Source organism: Desulfovibrio sp. (assembly GCF_019422935.1).
GTDB lineage: Bacteria > Desulfobacterota > Desulfovibrionia > Desulfovibrionales > Desulfovibrionaceae > Desulfovibrio.
The window spans coordinates 83,875-108,716 of record NZ_JAHZCJ010000011.1 but is presented as its reverse complement, the minus strand read 5'-3'; the positions used below and the strand labels follow the sequence as shown (position 1 = coordinate 108,716).

General features: G+C 61.1%; 20 protein-coding genes. 6 read left to right on the top strand and 14 right to left on the bottom strand.

Going from position 1 to position 24,842, the window contains the following annotated elements; translation table 11 throughout:
• Positions 1–132 precede the first annotated feature (132 nt).
• The 3 genes from purE to QZ383_RS13345 form a co-directional block, all read right to left on the bottom strand.
• Positions 133–630 (bottom strand): 5-(carboxyamino)imidazole ribonucleotide mutase, encoded by a 498-nt coding sequence (purE, locus tag QZ383_RS13355; RefSeq protein ID WP_291446145.1) that lies wholly within the window; start codon positions 628–630, stop codon positions 133–135.
• A gap of 62 nt (positions 631–692) precedes the next feature.
• The gene (gene purD / locus QZ383_RS13350; RefSeq protein ID WP_291446143.1) at positions 693–1,979 is read right to left on the bottom strand and encodes a phosphoribosylamine--glycine ligase; all 1,287 of its coding nucleotides are present in this window, start codon (positions 1,977–1,979) and stop codon (positions 693–695) included.
• Positions 1,980–2,166: 187 nt separating this feature from the next.
• Positions 2,167–3,846, bottom strand: a complete 1,680-nt coding sequence (locus QZ383_RS13345; RefSeq protein ID WP_291446141.1) for a VCBS repeat-containing protein — start codon at positions 3,844–3,846, stop codon at positions 2,167–2,169.
• A 218-nt stretch (positions 3,847–4,064) separates the two neighbouring features.
• Between QZ383_RS13345 and QZ383_RS13340 the strand changes: the two genes are divergently transcribed.
• Entirely contained in the window at positions 4,065–5,456 is a 1,392-nt protein-coding gene (locus tag QZ383_RS13340) for an RsmB/NOP family class I SAM-dependent RNA methyltransferase (RefSeq protein WP_291446139.1), read from the top strand.
• Positions 5,457–5,507: 51 nt separating this feature from the next.
• Here the strand turns inward: QZ383_RS13340 and QZ383_RS13335 are convergent, their stop codons facing one another.
• Positions 5,508–8,024, bottom strand: a complete 2,517-nt coding sequence (locus tag QZ383_RS13335; RefSeq protein ID WP_291446137.1) for a carbamoyltransferase HypF — start codon at positions 8,022–8,024, stop codon at positions 5,508–5,510.
• A 176-nt stretch (positions 8,025–8,200) separates the two neighbouring features.
• Between QZ383_RS13335 and QZ383_RS13330 the strand changes: the two genes are divergently transcribed.
• The 4 genes from QZ383_RS13330 (at position 8,201) to QZ383_RS13315 (ending at position 12,608) form a co-directional block, all read left to right on the top strand.
• On the top strand, positions 8,201–8,770 hold the full coding sequence (locus tag QZ383_RS13330) for a cupin domain-containing protein (protein ID WP_240825337.1): 570 nt from the start codon (positions 8,201–8,203) through the stop codon (positions 8,768–8,770).
• Positions 8,771–8,875: 105 nt separating this feature from the next.
• Positions 8,876–10,555: an AMP-binding protein gene (locus tag QZ383_RS13325; RefSeq protein WP_192112587.1), complete on the top strand. Its 1,680-nt coding sequence runs from the start codon at positions 8,876–8,878 to the stop codon at positions 10,553–10,555.
• Between the two features lie 350 nt (positions 10,556–10,905).
• Positions 10,906–11,946: a signal peptide peptidase SppA gene (gene sppA / locus QZ383_RS13320; protein ID WP_291446133.1), complete on the top strand. Its 1,041-nt coding sequence runs from the start codon at positions 10,906–10,908 to the stop codon at positions 11,944–11,946.
• A gap of 170 nt (positions 11,947–12,116) precedes the next feature.
• Positions 12,117–12,608: a hypothetical protein gene (locus tag QZ383_RS13315; protein ID WP_291446131.1), complete on the top strand. Its 492-nt coding sequence runs from the start codon at positions 12,117–12,119 to the stop codon at positions 12,606–12,608.
• Between the two features lie 83 nt (positions 12,609–12,691).
• On the opposite strand, the gene QZ383_RS13310 is transcribed toward QZ383_RS13315, so the two are convergent.
• The 4 genes from QZ383_RS13310 to QZ383_RS13295 form a co-directional block, all read right to left on the bottom strand.
• On the bottom strand, positions 12,692–13,954 hold the full coding sequence (locus QZ383_RS13310; protein WP_291446203.1) for a diguanylate cyclase: 1,263 nt from the start codon (positions 13,952–13,954) through the stop codon (positions 12,692–12,694).
• A gap of 372 nt (positions 13,955–14,326) precedes the next feature.
• The gene (locus tag QZ383_RS13305; protein ID WP_291446130.1) at positions 14,327–14,671 is read right to left on the bottom strand and encodes a hypothetical protein; all 345 of its coding nucleotides are present in this window, start codon (positions 14,669–14,671) and stop codon (positions 14,327–14,329) included.
• Complete coding sequence (locus tag QZ383_RS13300; RefSeq protein WP_291446128.1) at positions 14,668–16,113, bottom strand: translation initiation factor IF-2; 1,446 nt, start codon at positions 16,111–16,113, stop codon at positions 14,668–14,670. Before QZ383_RS13300 ends, QZ383_RS13305 begins: the two co-directional genes overlap by 4 nt.
• Before the next feature lie 13 nt (positions 16,114–16,126).
• A complete protein-coding gene (locus QZ383_RS13295) occupies positions 16,127–16,711 on the bottom strand; it encodes a hypothetical protein (RefSeq protein ID WP_291446126.1) in 585 nt (194 codons plus the stop codon).
• Between the two features lie 239 nt (positions 16,712–16,950).
• Here QZ383_RS13295 and serS point away from each other — a divergent pair, with 239 nt between their 5' ends.
• Positions 16,951–18,225: a serine--tRNA ligase gene (gene serS / locus QZ383_RS13290; RefSeq protein ID WP_291446124.1), complete on the top strand. Its 1,275-nt coding sequence runs from the start codon at positions 16,951–16,953 to the stop codon at positions 18,223–18,225.
• An 83-nt stretch (positions 18,226–18,308) separates the two neighbouring features.
• On the opposite strand, the gene QZ383_RS13285 is transcribed toward serS, so the two are convergent.
• The 6 genes from QZ383_RS13285 to QZ383_RS13260 form a co-directional block, all read right to left on the bottom strand.
• A complete protein-coding gene (locus tag QZ383_RS13285) occupies positions 18,309–18,797 on the bottom strand; it encodes a hypothetical protein (RefSeq protein ID WP_291446122.1) in 489 nt (162 codons plus the stop codon).
• A gap of 89 nt (positions 18,798–18,886) precedes the next feature.
• The gene (locus QZ383_RS13280; protein ID WP_291446120.1) at positions 18,887–19,678 is read right to left on the bottom strand and encodes a DUF4198 domain-containing protein; all 792 of its coding nucleotides are present in this window, start codon (positions 19,676–19,678) and stop codon (positions 18,887–18,889) included.
• Between the two features lie 141 nt (positions 19,679–19,819).
• Positions 19,820–20,461 carry a class II aldolase/adducin family protein gene (locus QZ383_RS13275; protein ID WP_291446118.1) on the bottom strand — a complete coding sequence of 214 codons (642 nt, stop codon included), beginning with the start codon at positions 20,459–20,461 and terminating at the stop codon, positions 19,820–19,822.
• Positions 20,458–21,366, bottom strand: coding sequence for a glycosyltransferase family 2 protein (locus QZ383_RS13270; protein ID WP_291446116.1), 909 nt, complete (start codon positions 21,364–21,366; stop codon positions 20,458–20,460). The genes QZ383_RS13275 and QZ383_RS13270 overlap by 4 nt, the downstream gene beginning before the upstream one ends.
• A 1-nt stretch (position 21,367) precedes the next feature.
• A complete protein-coding gene (gene thiL / locus QZ383_RS13265) occupies positions 21,368–22,435 on the bottom strand; it encodes a thiamine-phosphate kinase (RefSeq protein WP_291446115.1) in 1,068 nt (355 codons plus the stop codon).
• 1 nt (position 22,436) lies between these two features.
• A complete protein-coding gene (locus tag QZ383_RS13260) occupies positions 22,437–24,767 on the bottom strand; it encodes an ATP-dependent helicase (RefSeq protein WP_291446113.1) in 2,331 nt (776 codons plus the stop codon).
• Positions 24,768–24,842: the final 75 nt, after the last annotated feature.

The window sequence follows — 24,842 nt, the reverse complement described above, 5'->3', positions numbered from 1 at the left end:
AAAAAACGCCCGCAAGTTCAACTTGCGGGCAGTTATGGTTTTGTGAGGTTTTCGCACCGTAGGTTTCCATTGCAAATCACGGCAATGGACGGAATACCGCGCACGAATCAACCCTGATGCCAGGGGACTCCGTTAGGCGTATTTGCGGCTGATTTCGTCCCCGGCTTTTTCCACTTCTTCGCGCATCTTGGCCCGGGCTTCAACAATGCGTTCGTTGAGCGCAGGGTCGGACACGGCCAGAATCTGGGCGGCGAGCCATGCGGCATTGCGTGCGCCGGCCTTGTCGGTGGCAACGGTGGCGACCGGGAATCCGGGAGGCATCTGCACAGTGGCAAACAGCGCGTCCATACCGCACAGGGCGGCGCTGGAAACCGGGATGCCGATTACTGGGCGCGTGGTGCGGGCGGCAACTGCCCCAGCCAGATGCGCGGCCATGCCTGCGGCACAAATGAACACGCGCGTGCCTTCGGCTTCGTACTGGCTCACCAGTTTCTCGGTGCGTTCAGGCGTGCGATGCGCAGAGCTCACGGTGATAGCGCAGCTCACGCCAAGGCTTTTCAGAACATCCACGCAGGGGCTGACCTTTTCTTCGTCAGACTTTGACCCCATCAAAATGACTACTTGCGGCATAGTCTTACCTTCCTGTGGTGCGGCGCAGCGCGCCGGAATATCCATGCAAAATCAGTTTGTTGCTATTTCCCGGCCAGGCGACGGATGCCCTTTTCGCCAATATCGGTGCGATGGAAACCATCCTGCATGCGCACTTTGGCCACCCCGGCATAGGCGGCCTTTTGCGCTGCGGCCAGGCTATCGCCCAGTGCGGTGACGCACAAAACACGCCCGCCGTTGGAAACGAGCGATCCGTCCTTAACGGCAGTGCCGCTGTGAAAAACCTTTACGCCGGGTACGCTGTCCGCATCTTCGATGCCTTCAATGGACAAACCCTTGGCGTAGGAGCCGGGATACCCCTTGGCGGTGATCACAACGCCAAGCGCCGTCTGGCTGGTCTGGCCGAGTCTTGCCGGGTCAAGCTTGCCGCGTACGGCGTCCAGCATGATGGCAGGCAGGTCGCCGTCAAGGCGCATGAGCAGGGGCTGACATTCCGGGTCGCCAAAGCGCACGTTGTATTCCAGCACCTTGGGGCCGTCGGCGGTCATCATCAGGCCAGCGTACAGCACGCCCACAAAGGGGTGTCCGTCCTTGGCAAGCTCGCGCAGGATGGGCCGCACCGTGAGGTCGGCCATTTCCTCAAGCATGCTGTCGGGCAGCACCGGGGCGGGGCTGTAAGCGCCCATGCCGCCAGTATTGGGGCCTTCATCGTTGTCGAACACGCGCTTGTGATCCTGCGCAGAGGGCAGAGGAACAGCCCGGGTGCCATCGCATACGCAGAGGAAGGAGGCTTCCTCGCCTACAAGGCACTCTTCCACCACTACAAGGTTGCCAGCGTCGCCAAAGGCGCGCTCTGTCATGATTTCGTCAATGGCGTCGAGGGCTTCCTGCACGGTCTGGGCGATGATGACGCCCTTGCCCGCGGCGAGGCCGTCCGCCTTGATGACCAGAGGAGCGCCCACTTTGTTGATATGGTCGCGGGCCGCCTGCGCATCGCTGAACACGGCGCAGTGGGCGGTGGGCACCTTGGCGCGGTTCATGATTTCCTTGGCAAAGGCCTTGCTGCCTTCAAGGCGCGCGCCATAGGCATCCGGCCCGAAGCTGGGAATACCGGCTTCGCGCATGCGGTCAACAATGCCCAGCGTCAGGGGCAGTTCGGGGCCTGGAATCACCAGGTCGATGTGCTCCTTGCGCGCAAAGGCCAGCAAACCGTCCAGGTCGTCCACTGCCACAGGCACGTTAATGGCCCCTTCGCTGCTGGTGCCGCCGTTGCCGGGCGCAACAAAAATGGCGCTGACTTCGGGGCTTTGCAGAATTTTCCAAACCAGGGCGTGTTCGCGGCCACCGGAGCCGATCACAAGGATGCGCATGCTGTCTCCTTACTCCAAAAACTTGTCCGTTTCAGTAAACTGGTTATAAAGCGGTAAAACCCATGTGGGTTTTACCGCTTTAATATTGGCTATTGCCAGAGCCGCGGCAAGGCCGTTGCTCCATATCCGCAGCTCAGCGCCGCAGATAAAAACGGCCCCTCGCGCTGGCGAAGGGCCGCTTACCCCGCTAGTTGGGGCTTATTTCAAAGTCGCTCAAGTCCGCAGGCACGTTGGGGTTGGTAGCAGAAACGTCCAGGGGATAGGCGGTAATCATGCACTGGCGACTGCCGATGCCGAGATCGGGTGAGGTGTTCAGGCCCACCACCAGATCAAGGATGCCATCGTTGTTCACGTCAGCCAGGTCGATTTCTGCAACAGAACCACGGATGCGGCGGGTCTTCCACTTGAGGCCAAGGCCCACGCCGTCCCAGTACAGGGCATGAACTTCGCCCTGAGGGAAGAAGCGGTAGCGGTCAAAGAACTGCGCCGCAGTGGATATGGGCTTGTTGACCAGCAGCGTGTAGTCGCCGGTATTGCCGATGTCGGCAGCGATGAGGCGCATGGGGGCATAGTACTTGCTGGGCAACTGGTAGGCTTTATCCACGCCCAGGCCCGGCATGCCCTTGTAGTGATCCATGCCCGTGGCAGAGCCGGAATAACGTTCCATGGTGGTGTGAACCAGGGTGTTGCCGTGGCCCTGGAAGAGCTTGATGCGCTCGTCGTCGGTCAGCATAACAAGCTGTTCACCCTTGCCGCTCTTTCCGGCGGGCAGCCACACGCAGTTGAACACGGTGGCGCCGGTGGGCAGGTCAAGACGGGTGCCAAGCGTAAACTTGCCGTCCTGCTTGGTCATGATGCGCACGCCGGGGGCAAAGAGCTTGAGCGAATCCCACGCCTGACCCACGAGAGTGGGGCTGTAGGTGGGGGGCACGCGCATGACGCTCACATAGTAAGGAATGCGCTCGGCAATGGTGGTGAACTTGTTGCCCTTGAAGCTGTAAATGAAGGAGTAGGGGCGGTTGCTCGATTCTTCGGTGGTGGTCACAACAAGGGCCATGCTGCGGTCGCGGTTGAGGTCGATGGCGCGCATGGAGAAGTTGTTGTTGGAACGCGAAACCACGGTTTCGCCAATCAGTTTGAGCTGACCATTGGCAGGCCAGCTGTAGATGCGCAGATCGTGATCGCTCAGGATGGCGATTTCATTCTTGCCATCGCCGTTAAAGTCGCCCACGGCCATGTCGACCATGTTGTAACCCAGGCGCTGGGTGCGCAGGCGAGAGCCGTCTTCAGCGCCAGCGCCCTGATAGCGGAACTGCGGGTTCAGGTACACCTGCTGCTGACCAGTTTCGTTGGTGACGATGTCACCATTGGCGGTTGCGCCACGCGGGGAACCAGCGGCGGTGGAGCCGGGGGAGCGCATTGCGGAGGAAATACCAAACACTTCCTGGCTCATGGCCGAGGTCAGGTTTTGCACAGAAGTGGTCAGTTCGCTCACAGGAGCCTGGGCGGTTTTGCTCCAGGTTTTGCCTGCCTTGTCCACGCTGTTCATAACAACGGTGCAGTCGTTGCCCATGACGCTCACAGAGCCCCAGATGGCGTTGTCTGCACCAGAAGAGCGGAGCGCCTGCTGGGCTTCTGCCTGGCTGGCGGCCTTGTTCTGTCCCGCACGGGCTTCAAGCACGCCAGGGCGGTCAAGGCGTCCCTGAATGGTAGCCTGAACAGCCTTGGAAAGGTAAGCGTAGCTCTGGGGGGCATTGACCACAAAGGGCAATACCACAGCGCTTTTCGCGGCGGCGCTGGCAGCGCCCGCAGCAACGGCGACGAGCATCAGGCAGACCGAAAAAGTCAGTCGCATGGCGAATTTCATTCCATTCTCCTTGAGTATTCACGCAAATACCCGGTAAAGTACGGCCACGGGCCGTTGTGGCGGTCAACCGGTACCGACTGTCAAAAGCAGCCCGGCACGTCCGCACTGGCGCACTATACGCACACTTGCAGCGCCGTGCAAGACGCAAGGAGCCTGCGGAGCGCGCCGCAACAGATAAATTCCTTGCGGGAAGGGCGTACTGTCAATAATATGCCGCCATGCCGAAAACTCTTATCCGCTCTTTCCGTCTGGTATGCGCCCCGGAGCAGGTACCCGCAGTGGAGGCCCTGCTGCGCGCCCAGGGGTATGATTTTGAACCGGAACCTTTTTCTCCCCTGTGCCGCCGTCTTGTGGCCGAGCCGCGCCCGCTTGGCGGTTCTCTGGCTGCATTTTTCGGCTACATTTATATACAGGACCGTTCGTCCATGTTGCCGCCGCTGGCGCTGGCTCCCGCTGCTGGCAGCGCCGTGCTCGACATGTGCGCAAGCCCCGGCAGCAAAACCGGCTTTCTGGCCCAGCTTGTGGGGCGCAATGGTTTTGTGCTCGGCAACGAGCCATCGCCCACGCGCCTCGGCACCCTGCGGGCCAACCTGCACCAGCTTAATCTGATGCAGGCCGCCACCTGCTCCTACAGCGGCGATGCCCTGCCTTTACGCCCCGGCTCGTGGGACGCCATCCTGCTGGATCCTCCCTGTTCCGGCTGGGGGACCGCAGAAAAACATCCGCAGGTGCTCAAGCTCTGGCAGGGCGACAAGCTGGACAGCCTCACCGGGTTGCAACGCCGTCTGCTGCGTCACGCCGCCTCGCTGCTGCGGCCCGGCGGGAGGCTGGTCTATTCCACCTGTACGACCAATGTGGATGAAAACGAGGCGCAGGTGTGCTTTGCCGAGCAGGAGCTGGGGCTGGAGCGCGAACATCTTGATCCCATCCCCGGTTTCGTGTGGGAGGAGCTGCCCGGCGGCGAAGGTACCTTGCGCGTGGACGGCGCGCGTTCACAGGCTCAGGGATTTTATGTGGCTCTTTTCCGCAAGCCGGGCCATGCGAATGCGGCGGTTTTGCCCTTTGAAAGCAGCGCATCTGAGCCGCAAACAGCCGTTTTTGAAGTGCCTGCTTCTGCTCCTTCAGGGATGCAGAACGCGGGCCAGCGCAATGGACGGCGTATCGGGCGGAACCGCGGTGATGACCGCGCGGGAAAGCCCGTGGAACGTCCTTCGGGCAGTCCGTTGCCGCCGGAAAGCCTCGTGGGCGCCACCTGCAACCCTGATCTGCTGCCCCCCGGGCGGGCGGTGCTGTATGGTGAACATGTGCGTTTTGTGCCGCCACAGGCCACAGCTCTTTTGCCCTCCAGCTGCGTATGGCAGGGTTCATTGATGGGCAAGCTCTGCGGCGGAACGCTGGATGCCGCGCCGCGTCTGCGTGTGCTCATGCAGTCGCCGCCGGATGCGGCCTCCAGTCTTGTGCTGGATGATGTGGCCGACATCACGGCCCTTTTGAGCGGGCAAAGCCGCCAGACAGGACTGGACGGACGCGAAGCTGGCCTGTGGTGGCGCGACTTGCCTCTGGGCCGCATTGTTCTCAAGCAGGGCAGGGCCATAGCCGGATTCAAATAGGCGCGGATACTGTCAGTTGATGGCTTTCTGTGTTTCCCGCCTTGTTTGCAATCAGGGTTTCGCCATTGCCAGCATCCGTCTGCCCCACACGGCCTGACCGAGGGAAAGCCCGCCGTCTCCGGGCGGCAGTTCGTGGTGGGTGAGGGCTGTGAGGCCCTGCTCCGCCAGCGCCAGCGGCAGCAGGCGCGCCAGCGTGGCATTTTGCAATACGCCGCCGCTGAGGCCCACGCAATTCACGCCCAGTTTGCGGGCCGCACGGCCCGCCATGCCTGCCAGCGTCCGGGCAAGGCTGAGGTGAAAACGTGCCGCAACTTCTGTGGCGTCCATGCCTTGCGCCTGCGCCTGCGCAACGTGGGCAAACAGGCCTGCGCTGTCCATTTCAAGCAAATCGTGCTGCAGCGCAATGCCCACGGGCCAGATCAGCGCGGCCACGTCCTTGTCGCGCGCCTTGCCCTCCAGCGCCGCACGCACATGCTCAGGGGCACGGTTTGCGGCATCTTCAAGGCGGATCGCGGCCTGACCCTCATAACTTGTATCAAGGCACAGTCCCAGTTGCGCGGCCACCGCGTCAAAGAGGCGTCCGCAACTGGATGTGGCCGGGCAGTTGATGCCGCGCCGCAGCATTTCTGCCACAGCGGCAGCGGCCTGCGCCTGTTCCGGCAGCCAGGGGGTGTGGAGTGGCGGAAGAGGAATTTCTGCCTGCTCGCACAGATTGCGCAGGGCCAGGGCAATGCGCCAGGGTTGGCGCACCGCAGCGTCTCCGCCCGGCAGGGCAAAGGGGGACAGGCGGCCCACCCTGTGCCACTGGGCCTGTTCAAGCTCCATGAACAGCAGCTCTCCGCCCCAGACGGTGCCATCATCGCCCAGGCCTGTGCCGTCAAGGCAGAGGGCCAGCGCCGGGCCGTAGTGGCTGTTTTCGGCCAGTACCGCTGCAGCGTGGGCGACGTGGTGCTGCAAGCGCCACAGGGGCAGACCCTCGCGTTCTGCGCGGGCCTCGGCATAGCGGGTGGAAAGAAAATCGGGGTGCGCATCGCACACCAGAGCCTCGGGCCGCACCTCCAGCAGCTTTTCCAGATGCGCTGCCACCTCCTCATAAAAATTCAGGGTGGCGGGATTTTCCAGATCCCCAATGTGCTGGCCCACAAAGGCCTCGGCTCCGCGCGTCAGGCAAATGGTGGCCTTGAGCTCCGCTCCGGTTCCCAGCACGCAAGGGGCGTTTTGTTCCGTCTTGGGCAGAAAAACCGGGCGCGGCACATAGCCTCGGGCGCGGCGGTAGAACAGCGGTTCTGCCAGCTGGCTTGCGGGCGCAGAAGTGTTGTGTGCTGACGTGCCGTGAGCATCCGGACTGGACAGGCTCGGCTGGAGAGTCACCACGCTGTCGTCCACGCGCACCAGAATATCCCGGTCGTGCAGCAGCCATGCGTCCGCCAGATGGGCAAGCCGGGCCAGAGCCTCGCGGTTGCCAAGGCAAATGGGTTCTCCCCCGGTATTGGCCGAGGTCATGACCAGTACGGGCGGCAAGGGCGCGCATTCTGCAAGGCGGCTAAAAAGTACTGCATGCAGGGGCGTGTAGGCCAGCATGATACCGATTTTGCCGGTGTCGGGAGCAACCTCGTCAGGCAAATACGCGGCATCATCCTGAATGTCTGCACCATGTTGCGGCGTGCTGCGACGGGGGCAAAGAACAACGGGTTTTTCCGGGCTTTGCAGCAGGGCCTCGTGTTCAGGCGTAAGGTCGCACAGGGCGCGGGCTGTTGCCAGATCGCCAACCATGAGGGCCAGTGGCTTGTGCGGGCGTGTTTTGCGCCGCCGCAGCTCTTGCAGGCTTTGGGCATTGCGCGCATCGCAGGCCAGTTGAAAGCCCCCAAGACCTTTGAGCGCCAGAATCCCGCCTTGGAGCAGGGTTTGCACGGCCTGCTCCAGAGCTTGCTGCTGATTTTCTGCTGTCGGCGCAGTTTGTCCCTTGCTGGCCGCAGCCGCATCCACAAACCACAGGCGCGGCCCGCACGTTGGGCAGGCCACGGGCTGGGCATGAAAGCGCCTGTCTGCCGGGTCGGCGTATTCCGCGCTGCACCGGGGACAGAGCGGGAAACAGCTCATGGACGTGACGGCGCGGTCATAGGGAATGGAGCGCGTGATGGTGTAGCGCGGCCCGCAGTTGGTGCAGTTGGTAAAGGCGTACTGGTAGCGCGGGTTGGCGGGATTGCGCATGTCGGCGAGGCAGTCGGCGCATACGCCCATATCCGGGCTTACAAGCACGCTGTGCGCTGCCTGCCCTGAGCTGGGAACAATGCGGAAGGCTGTTTCGTCTTCCACAATGGGCAGGTCGTGTTCGTCCACATTGGTCAGCCGTGCCAGCGGCGGCAGTTCGGCGCGCAGACGGCGGCCAAAGCGCTGCACTTCTGCCTCTGCGCCCTGCATTTCCATACGCACGCCTTGAGAGGTATTGCCCACAGTGCCTGTAAGCCCTCCCTCGGCTGCAAGGCGGTAGACAAAGGGACGAAAGCCCACGCCCTGCACCTGCCCGGAGGCCACAAAGGCCTTTCTGACCATCGGTTGTTTGCTCATGCTTTTCAGCATAGCGCAAAGAGCAAAATGTGTCAGCAGGGGGATTGTATGACCGCTCAACAGCGCATGTTTGCTTGCGAGCGCACGGGCTTTTCGGTATTTAGTGGGTTGCTTGCCGCCACGTCATCCTGCCAGAGCGGCATCCAACCCGGCATATCCGGCAATCAGGAGTGTCTATGCCCCCCGTGCGTACCATTGGTTCCCGCATCCGTGGATTTCGCGAAGAACGCGAAGTTGACCTGCAAACTCTTTCCCAGAATACGGGCCTTACGGAAGACTATCTTGAGAAGCTGGAGTCAGACGCCATCTATCCCTGCATCGGCCCCCTGCAAAAAGTGGCCCGCGCTCTTGGCGTGCGCCTTGGCACCTTTCTGGACGACCAGTTTTCGCGCGACCCTGTGGTGAGCAGCATCAATGGTGAGGCCGAAGCCGATGAAGCCCTGCACACCGGGCGCGTCCCCCGCCCCAGCTATACCTACCATGCGCTGGCCAAGGGCAAGAACGACCGCAATATGGAACCCTTCCATATCCGCATTTTTCCCGAGAGCGGTGAACGCAAGACGACCTCGCATCAGGGCGAGGAATTTATCTGCGTGCTCAAGGGCGAACTGCTTGTGGTCTATGGCCGCGAAACCCGCGTGCTCAAGCCCGGCGAAACAATTTACTACAATTCCATTGTGCCGCACTACGTGGGCGCTGCGGGCGACGAGCCTGTGGAATTTCTGGCTGTGACATACAATCCCTAGGGCATGTTTACTTTCTGTTGGTCTGTCAGGGCGCGATTCAAAGCCCTTAGGCCGCACACCGCGTAACAGCGGCGTACTCGCCGCAACACGCCTTTGGGAGGATGCATGGAAGAAAAAGTTCGTGAGCGTCAGGCGCAGTTTGAACTGCGCGAATGGACGTTGGGGCAGGTGCTTGACCACACTGTGGCACGCTTTCCCGATAATGAAGCCCTGGTGTACCCTGACCGCAACTATCGCCAGACCTGGAGCGAATTTGGCGCTCTGGTGGACGATTTCGCCAAAGGCCTGATGGCTCTTGGCGTGCAGAAGGGTGAAAAGGTCGCAGTATGGGCCACCAACGTGCCGTACTGGGTGGCATTGCAATTCGCCACGGCAAAAATCGGCGCCATACTTATTACGGTAAACACCAATTACCGTGAACACGAGCTGCGCTATCTGCTCACCCACTCTGAGTGCGAAAATATTTTTCTTATCGACAGCGTGCGCGACCACGACTATCTGGACACCCTTTACCGCATCGCCCCCGAGCTGCGTTTGCAGTCGCGCGACAGGTTTGTGTGCAAAAGCCTGCCGCACCTCAAGCGCGTATGCTTTCTGGGGGCGGAAAAGCACCGGGGCATGTATTCCGTGCCGGAAATACTCGCCCTTTCCGTCATGGTGGACGAGGCGGAATACGCCGCCCGTCAGGCCCTGCTCCAGCCGTGGGATGTCATCAACATGCAGTACACCTCGGGCACCACGGGCTTTCCGCGCGGGGTCATGCTGACCCATGTGGGCGTGGGGCTGAACGGGTACTGGATTGGTCGCCACCAGAATTTCGGCCCGGAAGACAGGGTGTGTCTGCCTGTGCCGCTGTTCCACTGCTTCGGCTGCGTGCTTGGCGTCTCCGCCGCAGTGAACCACGGCGCGACCATGGTTATTCTGGAGTCGTTCAACGCGCTCAAGGTGCTGGCCGCGCTCGACAGCGAACGCTGCACGGCTGTGTACGGCGTGCCCACCATGTTTCTGGCAGAGCTGGAGCATCCGCTTTTCAAGCGTTTTGACCTTTCGCACATGCGCACCGGCATCATGGCTGGTTCCGTCTGCCCCGAGCCGCTCATGCGCCGCGTGGTGGACGACATGAACATGACGGAAATCACCATCTGCTACGGCCTTACGGAAGCTTCGCCGGTGATGACCCAGTCGGACATTCACGATCCCCTGTCGCTGCGCTGCGAAACCGTGGGCTGCGCCATGCCCGGCATTGAAGTGCGCGTGGGCGACCCCGATACCTGCGAGGAACTGCCGCGCGGCGAGGTGGGCGAAATCCTCTGCCGTGGCTACAACGTCATGAAGGGCTACTACAATATGCCCGACGACACGGCCAAGGCCATCAGCCCCGAGGGCTGGTTGCATTCCGGCGATCTGGGCGTTATGGACGAGAACGGCTACCTGCGCGTGACGGGCCGCATCAAGGATATGATTATCCGTGGCGGCGAAAACATCTATCCGCGTGAGGTTGAAGAGTTCCTTATGGGCATGCCCGGTATTCTGGACGTGCAGGTTGTGGCTGTTCCCAGCCGCAAGTACGGCGAAGAGGTCGCGGCCTTCATCATCCCCCGCCCCGGTGTGGAAATTCTGCCGGAAGACGTGCGCGATTTTTGTCGCGGCAAGGTGTCGTGGTACAAAATACCCAAGTACATTAAAACAATAACAGGGTTCCCGCTTACTGCCAGCGGCAAGATCCAGAAGTTCAAACTGCGCGAAATGGCCGCAGAATTCTGGCCTGAACCTATGCAACGCTGAATATAAAAGGCGCGCCCTGCACTTGCGGGGCGCGCCAATGCAACAGCATCAGGCTGTGCCTGAAAAGTGCGGGCTCCCCTGGGCCGCCATCCGCGTCACGAACCGGGCAGATAGTTTGCCGCCGAATAAACCTGCATAAACAATCCCGCTCCGCGCCAATCTCCGGCTTCAGCCGTCAGCCCAACCGTGTGCCCAGCCCCTTGCCATAAGACATTTCCCAAGCCATTGAACAGGCATGCGGCCATCCCCGGCGATAGTGCCGCCAGCCTGCGAATTTTTCCACCATCGGGCCAAGGCCCGTCACAACTACAATCAGGTCAAAGAGCGTTATGAGCAATCAGGAATTTTCATTGAATACAGAGTCCCCGCTTTCCATGTCCGCCATGCCCGAGGGCGGCCCAGCCGAACCTGCACCATCTGCGGCGTCCTCAGCAGCAGCGCCTGCACCCACGGCGGGGCAGTCCTGCGCCTGCCCGCTGGCCCAGGTTCCGGCAAACGTATGGAAGGATCTGTTGCGCCGTCCGTTCCGCAAGCGGCATCCGGTCATCTTTTGGGGGCTGATACTGCTTTTGCTGGCAGGTGTCGGCGTGTTTGGCGCTGCCCTCGGCAGCAACGGCCTCATGAGCGGTCAGCGCATAGCCCTCGTGTCTGTTTCCGGCCCCATCATGGATCCGGAACCTGCCCTTGAGTGGATACGCAAGGTGGAGCGCGATCCCATGATCGCGGGCGTACTGCTGCGCGTTGATTCGCCTGGCGGCGGCGCTGCGGCATCGCAGGAAATTTATAGTGCCGTGCGCGAACTGGCCCGCAAGAAGCCCGTGGTTGTCAGCATGGGCTCTCTGGCCGCTTCGGGCGGGTTGATGGTCAGCATGGCGGGGTCGCGGGTGTTTGCCAATGCCTCCACCGTGACAGGCTCCATTGGCGTCCGCATGGACATCCCGCAGTTGCAGGGCCTTATGGGTAAAATAGGCGTGGGGCAGGAGACCATAACCACCGCCCCCTACAAAGACGCCGGTTCCTACATGCGCCCGTTGAGTACCGAGCAGCGCGACTACTTTAAAAAAGTGCTGGACGACATGCACCAGCAGTTTGTGGACATAGTGGCCGATGGGCGGCACATGGAGCATGCCCGCGCCGCCGCGCTTGCCAGCGGCAAGATTTTTACCGGGCGTGAGGCCGTGCAGCTTGGGCTGGTGGACGAACTGGGCGGGCAGCAAACGGCTCTGGCCTGGCTTTCGGAACAGTGCGGCGTACCAGCGGAGCGCAAGCTTGTGACCCGGCCCAAGGAAGGCGGCTGGCTGCCGCGCAGCCTCAAAACCATGCTGGGAGTAGACCTGAGCGCACTGGGCAGCCTTTCTTCCAGCAGCCCGGTGTTTCTTTATCAGTTTTAGGGTGCAGCGTTACAGATATTGCCAGCGCAACACGCTCTGACAATAATAGTTAACAAAGCTGTGGTATTATGAGTATTGCGGGCGGCTGTTCTAGACAGCCGCCCTTCCTTGTGCGATACTTCCGCCCGAAAAATACCGCGCACTGCGCGGACATTTCAAGGAGCTTGTCCATGAAATATGCGCTGTTGGGTTCATTGATGGCCTGTGTGCTGTTGGCGGGCCTGTGCGGGGCGGCTGCCGCTGCGGAAAAAAAATTTAACCATTTCAGCATAGATTTGCCCGCCAAGTGCTCGGCAACAGAAAAAGAAAGCATCGTAACCGTTTCCTGCGGGCAGGATTCATTCTTTTCCATGGGTATTTTCACCAAGGCGGAAACCGGTAATCTGACGCCCAAACAGTTTGCCGAAAAGCAGTCGGCCAGGCTTAAAGGCACGGCGCCTTCAAAGGCTGACGATGGCGGCGGCTGGACGTTCCAGGCCATGTCCGGCAGGGTCATGACCCATGCGGACGTGTCCACCGAGGGTGACCTGACCTTGCTGTTTATCAGCGATGTGAGCGACGCGGACTGGCCCGATGCCCTGCAGAAGGCCTACGATTCCCTGCGCGGAGCCGATGACCGTGCGGACGCCCTGATCCAGAAGTCACTTTTTGAGCGGGAATAATCCTGAGTCGGCCGCTCTTTTAATCAGCTTGCCTTAATCGCAAAGCCCTGCGGGATAAACCCGCAGGGCTTTGTTTTGCACGGCTAATCGCCCTCAATACTGCTGCAAGCGGCTGAGGCGACCTTGTTGCGCCCACTGTTTTTTGCGGTGTACAGGGCTTTGTCCGCTACTCTGATGAGTTCTTCGCAGGCCATGTGCCCAGACAGGGCGCTGGCTGCATCGAGCGCCGCAACGCCGATACTGATGGTCACATGCCCAAAGGCGCTCTGGCTGTGGGGAATGCCCAGGGCGCTGACGGCTTCGCGCACGCGCTCGACAACCATTGTGGCGCTCTTCTTGCCTGTCTGGGGCATGATGATGGCGAATTCTTCGCCGCCGTAGCGGAACAGTTCATCACCTGGCCTGAAAAGCGCGGCGCTCATGGCCTTTGCCGCACGGGCAAGGCAGTCATCCCCGGCAAGGTGCCCATAGGCATCGTTATACAGCTTGAATTTGTCCACATCGACCATGCCAACGCACATCTCGCCGCCTTCCCGCGCAAGGCGCGCCACTTCCCTTTGCAGGGATTCATCAAAATGGCGGCGGTTGAACACGCCTGTCAGGTAATCCTTGAGATTCATCTCTTCCAGTTGGCGATTGGCGGCCTCCAGCCGGCGCTCCAGCCCCTTGCGCAGACTTATGTCGCGCAGCGACACACAGATGGAGTGAATCTCGCCGCAGGCGTCGGGCAGGGCGTAGATGGACATGACATAGTCCTTGCCGTCCCAGATAATCTCCTGCTCGGCAATGGTATCGCCAGAAGGAAGTACCCTGAAAGCCTCGTCCACCATATCAATGGAAGGAATGCCCGCTTCAAGAATGTGGGCGCGCACCAGCATGTTGGCGGGCTTGTTCGCAATGCTGGCATACTGCGCGTTGACCGCCAGCAGTTGCCCATCCCTGTTGACGATGCAGAGCGCCATGAAATCGTGCGCAAACACTTTCTCGAAAATGGGCGCGAAGTCTCCGTGCATGTCCACAGAACCTATGCTGTGTTCTTCGCCTTCAAAGCCGAGAAGTGTGCCGCAGGCACTGCGTAGAGGTTTTATGTTCAGGCTGGTAACCGTGTGCGTACCCTTTGGGCACACATAGCGCACGGTGCAGCCTGTGAGCGTCCTGGGCTCGGTAGAAGCAAGGGCGCGGCGCAGCATGGCGGCATCATACGGGTGCATGCAATGAACCAGAGGTCTGCCCGCGAGTGATCTCACGGGCAATTCCAGCAACCGCTCCTTTGCCGCATCCACATGGCAGTAGTTCAGGTCTGGGTCAACGACCCAGCAAAAGGATTCTCTGGTGGTTTTTTGCATCGACACGGTTCCCCCTCCTTTGCCGCCCGGACTGGTTCAGGGGCATTGCCCCTGCTGCGCGAACTGCGGCAAAGACTCTGTCGATTTCAACGCCAGAATATACATAAGGGAACCCTTTTGCCAGAGATTTCGGACAGAAAGGCGAGTGCTCAAGAAATATCGAAGATGCCAAATACGTGGCGGGCACAAAGCTTGTGATTATAGACACAAAAAGCGGACGCGTACAAAAAAAATATGGAAACCATAATTTTATGGCGCGAAAATTGTGGCGAAAATTGTGATCAAGTCACATTTCAGGGGGCGAGATATCTGGCGCGGGGTGACTTGCGGAGGGGCAGAATGCAGGCAGAGAGTGCTGAAATCTGGCAAAAATCAATGGCCGGAGTAATCCAGAACATTGTTCAGCGGAGCGCTGTGGCTTTCAATATGTCCGTGGTTGAAGGTGTGGCGATAAAGCCGCCAACCCTCCATATCAAGCACATCAAGTTTTCCCTTATGTTCCGGGCAGAGATGTTCTCCAAGTACCGCCAGCACTTCATCCACGGGAAAGTACATGCCTTCAAAAGAAATGCGGGCCATGTCGCCATCACGCTCAAGAACAGGCACGTCATCTTCATCCGGCATGGCATCGACGCAGGCCTGTTGCAGTGCCGCGTAAAAATCATCGTTCACAGGGTACACATGCCCGTAAACCTTGAGCAGAGGGGATCGGCTCATGGTTTTTCGGCCATGTCGCCAGCCGTGGCGGGCGGTTGGGGCGTGACGGCATCAGCAGCGGGCCGGGTATCCACCTGACTTGAAGGCGTAAGGCACATCTGCTGTCCACGGGCGGCGGCCAGGCCTTCGCAGTCGCCCAGAGCGCAGGCGGCGGCCAGGTCCTCGCACATGCCGGGTTCGTTGCTGCGCAACATGCGCAATGCGCCGCGCGCTCGCAAAAGCCGGACTTTATCCGAAGTGTGTGGAAAAGCATCCGTGGTTGCTTCCAGCACCGCGCTCAGGTCATCTTCGGCAAGGGCCAGTTGCTGCAAGCGCCAGTGGGCAAGTGCGCGGATGTACCGTGCGCGGCCAAGGTCTGGGGCAAGCTCCAGTGCTGCAGTGCAGGAAGCGATACTGCGCTGCGGCATGCCTGCCTGCAAAAGTGCCTCACCCAGAAGTAGCTGAGTAGCTGCGCTCTGCGGCAGACTGACGGCAGCTTTTTCAAGGACTGCCAGAGATTCTGCCGAGGTCAGCCAGCCCTCGGGCGATAGGCGCAATGTATCCAGAGCCGCAATGGCGGCGGCAAGAGTGTCTGCCAGAGCATCAGCGTTCTGCTGCGCGTTCTGTTGCGCCGCCTCCTTGGTGATGTCTTCGGGGGTAGGCATGGGCGGGTGCTGGGTCAACTGCCCTGGCGGTGTAACCTTGGCAATGTACCACGTACCGCCAGAACCGGGGGACGCATCGCCGGAGCCGCCGGTTCCTGGGAGGGCATCGGCGGCGGCGATCGCCTGAGCGACCTGCCGGGCGTTTGCCGTTGTGGTCATCAGGTCGGCCAGCAGTAAACGCCGCACTTTCAGGGCATCAGGATTGCGCAGCAGCCGCAGCAGCGTTTCCGCCGCATCGGGCCGGCCCAGCAAGGTGACTGTGATGCTTTGCGCGCCGGAATCCCCGCCAGCGGCAGCATGGTCAACCTCTGTCAGCGGGGTGTACAGTTCTGCGGCCAGCGCGGTGTATTCGTTGAAGTCGGTTATGCCCATGCGGATATCGCGCCTGTTAGGCAGGGCTGTTGCGGCAGTGTGCAGGGCATCCAGAAGTGCGGTGGCTTCCGCGCACAGCCTTTGGGCATGCGGGGGCAGGGGGGCGGCAGGGCAGTGCGCGCTGCGAAGAACGGGCGAAGGCAGGGGGAGGGGGCCTGGTCTGGAAGCAGAGGGGCCGTTTTCCAAAGGCGAGAGCGGATCAGGCGCGGGAGACGAGGAGCTGGCACTTTCGGCTGGGGTATTGTCAGCCGTGTTGCCGTTGGTGCCCTTGCCCTCGGTTGCTGGCGTGTCAGCAGCGGAGATTGCCGCCGGAGGGCCGGACGTGTGTTCTGCTGCGCATGCCGCACCGCCGGTCAGCAAGACCGGCGGCAGGGCAAAAGTTCCCAGCAGAGCCGCCAGGGGCAAGCTGGAAAACAATGTACGCAAGGCCCGCATGGGCTTATTTTTTTGCCTCGATGGTCTGGACAATCTTGTGCGCCATGGGCTTGACCAGGTCGCGCAGAGTTTCCAGCATCAGGTTGTCGGCAGCACTGCCCGAGGGCAGGCCGGTGCGCGACTGCGAAGCGTTGAGCGATTCACGCAGGATGCGCGCCTGCCGGTTGGCAAGCACGTAGTTTGCGCGCAGCGATGTGGACATGTCGGTGGTGGACGTTTCGCGGATGTTGGCTTCATCGACCTGGCCAGTGACCATAAAGTCGGGGTTGCCTTTACGCGCTTCGTTCACGCTGATGGAATAGGAAACCTGCATGCCGTTGCGCGCAAGTTCATCGGCCAGAGCCTTGCTGATCCACTGGGCGACATTGTCGGTGGTGACAAACGCGCTGCTGTCGCGGCGGGTGCCGATGACGGTCTGATCCATGCGTTTGTCTTCAAACATCACAACGGTCACACGGGGTGCGTTGGGAGAAGGAAGCACCGAAGCGTCCAGAGAGGGCGGCGGCAGGAGTCGGACATTGTTGCTCGGCCCGCAGGCTGCAAGCAACGCCAGCAGGGATACACAAAGAACAATGCGTAAATGTTTCATGACGGCCTCACGTAACTTGTATAGAAAATCTCCAGAATACTCGTTACTACGTATACGCAAAATTTGCCTTTTGCAAGGTTTGCAGGTCTGCCTGCGCCGGATTGTCAGATACGGACCGCATGCAGCCGCCTTGCAGGCAGCGGCCCAGCATGCTACAGCCTGTCTGTTGCGCTCCCCATCCCCATGAGGAGCAGATTTTGCTATATCCCGCGCGGTGCGCGTTTTTTTCAGGAGCGGCTATGATTGACCTCAAACTGGTGCAAAAGCAGCCCGAAGTGCTGACCAAGGCTTTGACCGACAGGCATTCGGATCTGGATGTTCATGAATTTCTGGCGCTGGACGCCCGCCGCCGCGCCCTGCTGACCGAGGTGGAAACCCTCAAGAGCCGCCGCAACGCGGCCTCTGCCGAAGTGGCCGCCAAAAAACGCGCGGGCGAAGATGCCACGGCTCTGCTGGCCGAAATGAGCGGCGTTTCCGAACGCATTAAGGAACTGGACGTTGAAACCGCCCAAGCCAAGGCCGATGTGGAAACCTGGCTCATGCGCGTACCCAACCTGCCTGACGCCGCCGTGCCCGTGGGCAAGGATGAATCGGAAAACGTGGAAGTGCGCCGCTGGGGCACGCCGCGTGAATTTGATTTTGAGCCGCGCGAGCATGGGGATCTGGGCGTGGCCCTTGGCGGGCTTGATTTTGAGCGCGCCGCCCGCCTGACCGGCAGCCGCTTTGTGGTGTCCCTGAACTGGGGCGCGCGCCTGGAACGCGCACTGGTGAACTTTTTTCTAGATCAGCACACCGTGGCCGAAGACTATATTGAAGTCTGCCCGCCCTACATGGTCAACCGCACCAGCATGACAGGCACGGGCCAGTTGCCCAAGTTTGAGGAAGACCTGTTCAAGCTGCGCGAGTGGGAATACTATCTGATCCCCACTGCCGAAGTACCGTTGACCAACCTGCACGCTGGCGAAGTGCTGGATGAGGCCGATCTGCCCCGCGCCTACTGTGCGGCCACGCCCTGTTTCCGCTCCGAGGCGGGCAGCGCGGGCAAGGATACGCGCGGTCTTATCCGCATGCACCAGTTCACCAAGGTCGAGATGGTGCGTTTCGCCCATCCTGACGACAGCTTCAATCAGCTTGAGATCATGCGCGGTCATGCCTGCAACCTGCTGGAAATGCTCGAACTGCCCTACCGGGTCATCACCCTCTGCACGGGCGACATGGGCTTCAGCTCTGCCAAGACCTATGATGTGGAAGTGTGGCTGCCCACGCAAAAAACTTTCCGCGAAATTTCTTCCTGCTCCAATTGCACGGATTTTCAGGCCCGCAGGGCCGATATCCGCTTCAAGCCCAAGGGCGGCAAGGCCATGTTCCTGCACACGCTCAACGGTTCCGGCCTGCCCACGGGCCGCACCATTGCCGCCATCCTTGAAAACTGCCAGCAAAAGGACGGCAGCCTTGTGCTGCCCAAGGTGCTGGTTCCCTACATGGGCGGCAGGGAAGTTATTGAGCCGAAATAAACGCACGTTGCCAGATGTAAAAAACGGGTGCTTCCATCAGGAGGCACCCTTTTTTTGCGGTCAAAAATAATTTGGAGCGGCAGTCAGGCCATATGTTTTTTCCTGCGCCGCAGCACGGTAGCCGCCAGCGCCATGTTGGCGATGAGGCTCAGGCCCAGCAGAATACGCGAGGGCATGGCAAAGCCGCCCGGCCCCGCATCGTGCCCGCTGTCTGCGGCTGCGGCCCCCTGAGCTGCGCTGATTTCCACCGGGTGTTCAACCCTGTGCCCCATGTTGTCGGCCATGATGATGCGCCAGCGGCCCGGCGCATCAGGCATGAAGGCAAATCGCCCCTGTGCGTCCGTGCGGCCATTCTGAAATTCCACCTTGTCGTCCGCGGGGCTGTACACCTCCACTTTGGCATAGGTGGGCTGCTCGCCGCTGGAGTAGGCAAACTGCACAAGCACCACGCCGTCATGTCGGGTGTCTGCCGCATACAGGGCATGGCCCGAAACCTGGGCAGCGGTGCCTGCCAGGAGCAGCGCAACCGCAAGACAGATGGCGGCGCAGCGCCCCAAAAGAAAAATGCGCATATAACTATCCTTGCCTCAAGCAGGTGCGGGAATGCGCACAGGCGGGAGAAAGCTAACCTTCCCCCGCCTGCATGCGTGTGGATATGGGGCTACTTTACGGGGAACACATAGGTGGCGCGCAGATGGTGCTCATCTGCATCCGTGCTGGGGGTCTTTTCCACCACAGTGGTGCGCAGCATCCACAGGGCGGGCTTGTCCACGGTAAAGGAGGCCTTGCCCTGCGCATCGGTTTGCGCCTTGGATTTGTAGGTATCCTGATCCTTGCTGAAGGCATCGTGGGTCAGGCCCACAGTGGCATTGGGCACGGGCTTGCCGCGCAGCAACACCTGTACGTTCAGGGGGGCGCCGGGCTTGATGTCTGCGGGGTTGGTCAGCAGCACAAGTTCCAGATCCTGGCCAAGTGCCTTGCCGAACAGGGTGTCGTTGCTGGCGGGATTGAGCAGGGTCTTGGCGAATTTTTCATACTTGCCGGAGGATTTGACCTTCATGCCCTTGGCTTCAAGGGCGGCGCGGCTGCCTTCCATTTCACCCTGCGTTGTTTCGCACCATATCTGGGGCAGGCGGTGGCCCACCAGCATGGCGGGGCCGTTCTGCGCGAGGGTGAAGTCGCCCACCAGCGAAACGAGCGCCTTGTCTTCCACAAGGGCGATGTCGGTTTTTTTGTCGCCCTGCAAGAGGTACAGACGCACGTTGGCGGGGTTTTCGGCTTCTTCGCTGACCATGAACACATGGGCTGCCTGCGCCTGCATGCGGGTTTTCTGCCCGGCTGCAGGGGTTGCCGTGTCGGGCTTGAGGATGAATTCGTGGGCCAGGGCGGCAGAGCTGGAAACCATAAGACCCATAATGGCCAGAGCGACGCAGAGGTGCGAACGGATATGCATGGTGGGAGAGCTCCTTTGGATTTTGTATTACGAAAATATAATATATGCTACAATTATGCGTATGTTTTTGCAAGTCGTAACACTAAAAGACGCAAAAAAGCCCGCAAATGCGGGCTGTAAGGAGCGGCGGCAATGCTTGCACTACACTGTGGCGAGTATCTGTAGCGCGGCCAGATGTTCCAGTTCTTCAGCCAGGCACAGGGCTTCGGCCAGGGTGCGCCCCAGGCAGCACAGGCCATGTCCGGCCATCCACACGGCATCCTTGCCGCTGGCAGCCAGAGCCACGGCGTCTGCAAGTTTTGCAGTGCCGGGGGGCAGAGCAGGGGCAAAGCCCAGCTTGGCCCGCCATACTTCGGCTTCAAAAAGGGGCAGGCGCAAAAAGTCCTCCTGCCTGCCCGCCAGCCGCAAGCTCAAGGCAAGCAGACGGCGAGGATGGGTGTGCAGGATGGCACTACAGTCTGGGCGGGCGCGGTAGATGGCAAGGTGCATGCCCGATTCTGTGGATGCTGGCCCGCCGGATACAACAACGCTTGTGGCGATGTCCATAAGGCAGCAGTCGGCGGCGGTCAGCCTGCCTTTGGCAGCGCCGCTGCGCGTGACGCAGATCAACCCTGGCGCGTGGCTGCCGAGCCTGCGGCTGGCATTGCCGTTACAGCCGGACAGCAGGCCCTGCTTCCATGCATCGCGGCAGACGGAGCGGAATTCTTCAACCAGCTCTAAGGGAATGGAAGGTTGGTTTTCTGTAGTAGGCGCGGCTGCAGACCGCTGCGAGGTGGTGCTCATGCGGGGTTTCCTTTGTTTTGCCATGCGCGCAGGTCAAGCTGCGAAAGGTCGCCCTGCTGGCTGGTGTCCACGCTGTTGATAAGGCGAACCATCAGGCGCTGCAGGGCCTTGTGGGCCGGATTGAGCGAAAAGGTCAATCCCTCAGGGGCTTGTGAGGGCAGGTATTTGCGGCCCATTTTCAAAGGGATGACCCCCTGTTCGTAGAGCAGGAGGTACAGAAGGTAGGCCTTGGTGCCGGAAATATCCGAGGTGTGGCTGGAGAGCTTGCCGCGCTCCTGCTCCGGGTCGATGAATTCCGGCTCTGTGCCGTGATGGCGCAGGGCATCCTGCTGGGGAGCGTATGCCAGGGTATAGCCAGCCCTGCGGGCACGCCAGCTGTACTCAAGGTCTTCATAACCATAGCGGCCAAAGCCTTCGTTCCAGAAACCAAGCAGTTCGTGGACAGCGTGGGGAATACAGGCGCAGGCTCCGTTGCAGCAGATGACCTCCAGCGAGGGCGAACCATCGGCCAGAGTCAGGGGCGTACCCTCATGCTTTGCGCACAGCTTGTATCCGACCATGCCCAGGCGGGGATTGTCGGTCAGCATGCGCATGAGGCGGTTCAGCCACTGCGGGTCGAGCACTTCCACGTCATTATCAAGTTTGACGTAAAAATCCGCGTCGGCGGCGTCGTCCCAGGCGAGGTTGGAGGCCACGGCCACGCCCATGTTGCGGCGCAGCAAGTGCAGGCGCATGTGCGGATGCGCCGAGGCCAGCGATTGCAAAAATTCTTTTGTGCCATCGGTGCTGCCGTTATCTACCACTGTGAGCCCATAGCCCGGCGGGGTTTTTTGCAGGAGGCTGGTGAGACAGAGCCGCGTAAGCTCAAGCCTGTTCCAGCAGACTACGCCGATATGAGCGCGCATGTCAGGCTTCCTGCCCTTTGCGTTCAAAGTGGTCAAAGCCGTGCATGTCCGCCAGGTTGTCCAGCGGCTCGTTGTTGCACACAATGCCGCCGCCCGAGGTCACAACACCGACGCTGGTAAGGCGCGGTATGGCTGCATGCAGGGGGGGCAGCATGTCGGGCGCGCACGAACCCAGCAGGGCGTAATCCTCGCCGCCCAGCAGGGCCTCGTGTACGGGATTTCTGCCATGGGCTTCGGCATAGCTCACTACTTCCGGGTGCAGTTGCCCACGGGCCAGCATAATTTCCGCCCCCAAGCTGCCGCGCGAGACCTGTCCCGCCGCGCTCAGCTCGCCCGTAAGACCAAGCAACCGGGGCAGATCACGCATGATGCCGTCAGAAACATCCATGAGTGCAGGCGGGCGGGCGTTGAACCCGGCCCGCGCCAGCATGAGGCCCGCGTCCACCTGCGGCTCGGGGTGCAGGTGTGCCGCGCAGGCGGCGGGCCATTGCTCCAGGGCTGCCCGACCCTGCGTTTCAAGGGCCTTGAGCCCCACGCGGGCAAGACCGAGCCGCCCCACCACAAAGAGCACATCGCCGGGCATGCTGCCGCCGCGCACAAGAAAGGTGCCTGGGTCGGCGGGCTCGCCCCACACGGTCACAGAAATATGCAGACGCTCGCAGCCGGAAAGATCGCCCCCGGCCAGCACCATGTTGTGCTGCTTGGCAAGACCTGCCATGCCGGAGAAAAACGCGTCCAACCACGGTTCGTCCACCCAGCCAGGCAGGCCGAGGCACAGGGTAAAGGCCACGGGCCGCGCCCCGCAGGCCGCAAGATCGCTCACATTGACGGCTAGCGCCTTGTAGCCTGTTTCTTCAGGGGTAAAATACGAACGGCGAAAATGCACGTCTTCCAGGAAAAGGTCGCTGCTCACGGCCAGGGGCTTGCCGCCGCGCAGCACGGCGCAGTCATCACCCCTGCCCAGCAGCAGGGAAGGCCCGGTCTGCGGAAAGTGTCTGCCAAGACAGGCCAGAATGCCGTCTTCAGAAAGAGAGCCATGAGAAGCAGGGGATGCGTGGGGCGGAACCATATCAGCTCTCCAGAATCAGATATTCGCTCAGGATGACCTTGAGGCCGAAGCCGGGGAAATTCACCTGTACCTTGTCCGGCGGCAAATGACGCACGATCTTGCCGCGCCCGAAAATACGGTGACGGCAGTAGCACAGTTCGCCATCGCCTGCGGCCTGCGGCCTTGAACTCCCCTGCGCTGCCGCAGGGGCGGACGCGGGGGTCGCAAAGGGAAAAGTCTGCTTGCCCGAGCCGCTTGCTGGCGCATTCACCGGCGCATCGTCTGGCGCAAGCTGGCAATCGTCATAGGCATCGTGGCTCGGCGGGCGCTGCGGACGCGGCAAAAGCCCGCCCGAAAAGCCTTGCGCGCCGCCAAGGCCGCCAGCAGGAGGCATGGCAGTTTTGCGCCCAAAGCCCACGCCGCCAACGCTGCGGCGCGAGAGCGTACCGCCGAAGCCTTCAATCCACTCTTCAACCATACCGGGCGCAAGCTCGCGCACAAAGGGGCTTTGGCTCACATGCTGACTGCCACGCTCGGCCCTGTTGTAGAGCGAGGCAGGGGCGTAGAGGTCAAGGCACTGGCGCGCGCGGGTGCAGGCCACGTACATGAGGCGGCGCTCTTCTTCAAAATCTTCTGGCCGGGCCAGAGCGTGGCGCGAAGGAAAGCGGTCTTCCACCAGATCAATGATCAGGACGGCGTTCCACTCCAGCCCCTTGGCCGAATGCACTGTGGAAAGGGTGATCTTGCCTTCGTTGCTGTCGGCCTCGTCATCGTCCGGCGCTTCAAGGGCCAGATCTGCCACAAAAAGATCCAGTTCGCTGTAGCCGGAGGCCATCTGGATGATTTCTTCCAGCCCTTGCTGGCGGCGGGGCCAGTCTTCCGGGTAGAGGGCCTCGAGGCGAGGGCGGTAATGCTCAAGAACGGACGACAGCGTGGCCGAGGGCGGCATGGGCCGGGCGCGCAGGTCGTCCACAAAGCGCATGTCTTCCAGAAAACCCGGAAACTTGGCAAAGGCTTTTTCTGTGGATTTCTGGTCGCCGCTACGGGCCACGGCATAGAGTTTTTCCACCGTCTTGGGGCCAATGCCGCTGTGCTGGGCCGCCACGCGGGCAAAGGCGGGCAGGTCGAGCGGGTTGAGCAGCAGGCGGGCGTAGGCGATAACATCCTTGACGTGGGCAGCCTCGGTATAGCGCAGCCCCCCGTATTTGCGAAAGGCAATGCCCGCCTGATTGAGGGCCATTTCCAGATTATAGGAATGGAAGCCCGCGCGGAACAGCACCGCGATTTCGTGCGGCAGATGGGTAGCCAGCAGTTCTTCAACCCGGCGCACCACCAGCTTGGCCTGACTCATGTCGCTGAGCGGGGTCACAAGGCGTACCGGGTCGCCGCCTTCCTTGCGCGTGAACAGATTTTTGCGGAAAGATTCTGCGGCGTGGGAGAGCAGGTTGTTGGCCACATCCAGCACGGGCTTGGTGGAGCGATAGTTTTCTTCCAGCCGTACAACACGCGCGCCGGGAAAAAGCGTGGGGAAGTCCAATATGTTGCGCACATTGGCGCCGCGAAAGGCATAGATGGACTGGGCTTCGTCGCCCACGGCCATGACGTTGCCTGGGGGGCCGTCCAACGGCCCTGCCAGCAGGCGCACAATGCGGGCCTGAACCAGGTTGGTATCCTGATATTCGTCCACAAGAATATGGCTGAACCTCTGCCGCAGCGAGGCGGCCGCCAGCGGATTTTCACGCAGCAGGGCCTCAAGCTCGAACAGCAGATCATCGTAATCCAGCAGGCCCTTGTCGCGGCGGTAGGCATTGTAGGCATCACCCAGCCGTGCCAGACCATCGGCATGGGGCAGCAGGTGAAAGGCCTCGCGCCGCAGCACTTCGTCCAGCGGCAGCTCCTTGTTGCGGGCCTTGCTCAGTAGCCCCACAATGCTCTGGGTCTTGGGAAACGACCTGTCCCCCTTGCCCAGCTTGAGCTGATCCTTGCAGTGCTTGACCGCCTCGTTGATGTCGGCGGAGTCCATGACTGTGAAGGGTCTGTCGCCAAGCCATTCGGGTTTCCAGCGCCTGAGCGCCCCAAAGCCAAAGGCGTGGAAGGTGCCGCCCTGCACGCCCGCAAGCCCCTGATTGAGCAGCAGGCCCGCGCGGTGCAGCATTTCCTGCGCGGCCTTGCGGGTAAAGGTGAGCAGGAGCATGGCGTCAGGTTCGATGCCGTGCTCTGCCAGCCATGCCAGACGGTAGACGATGGTGCGGGTTTTGCCGCTGCCTGCACCTGCCACAACCAGAACCGGGCCATCGCCGCAGGTGGCTGCCTCGTACTGGGCTTCGTTAAGGGCTTGAGCGTAATCAATCATGGGCGCAGGGTAGCATAAGGCGGCAGCGCATACCAGAGCCGCACAGGGGCATTCCCCGCCCTTGACTTTGCCAGC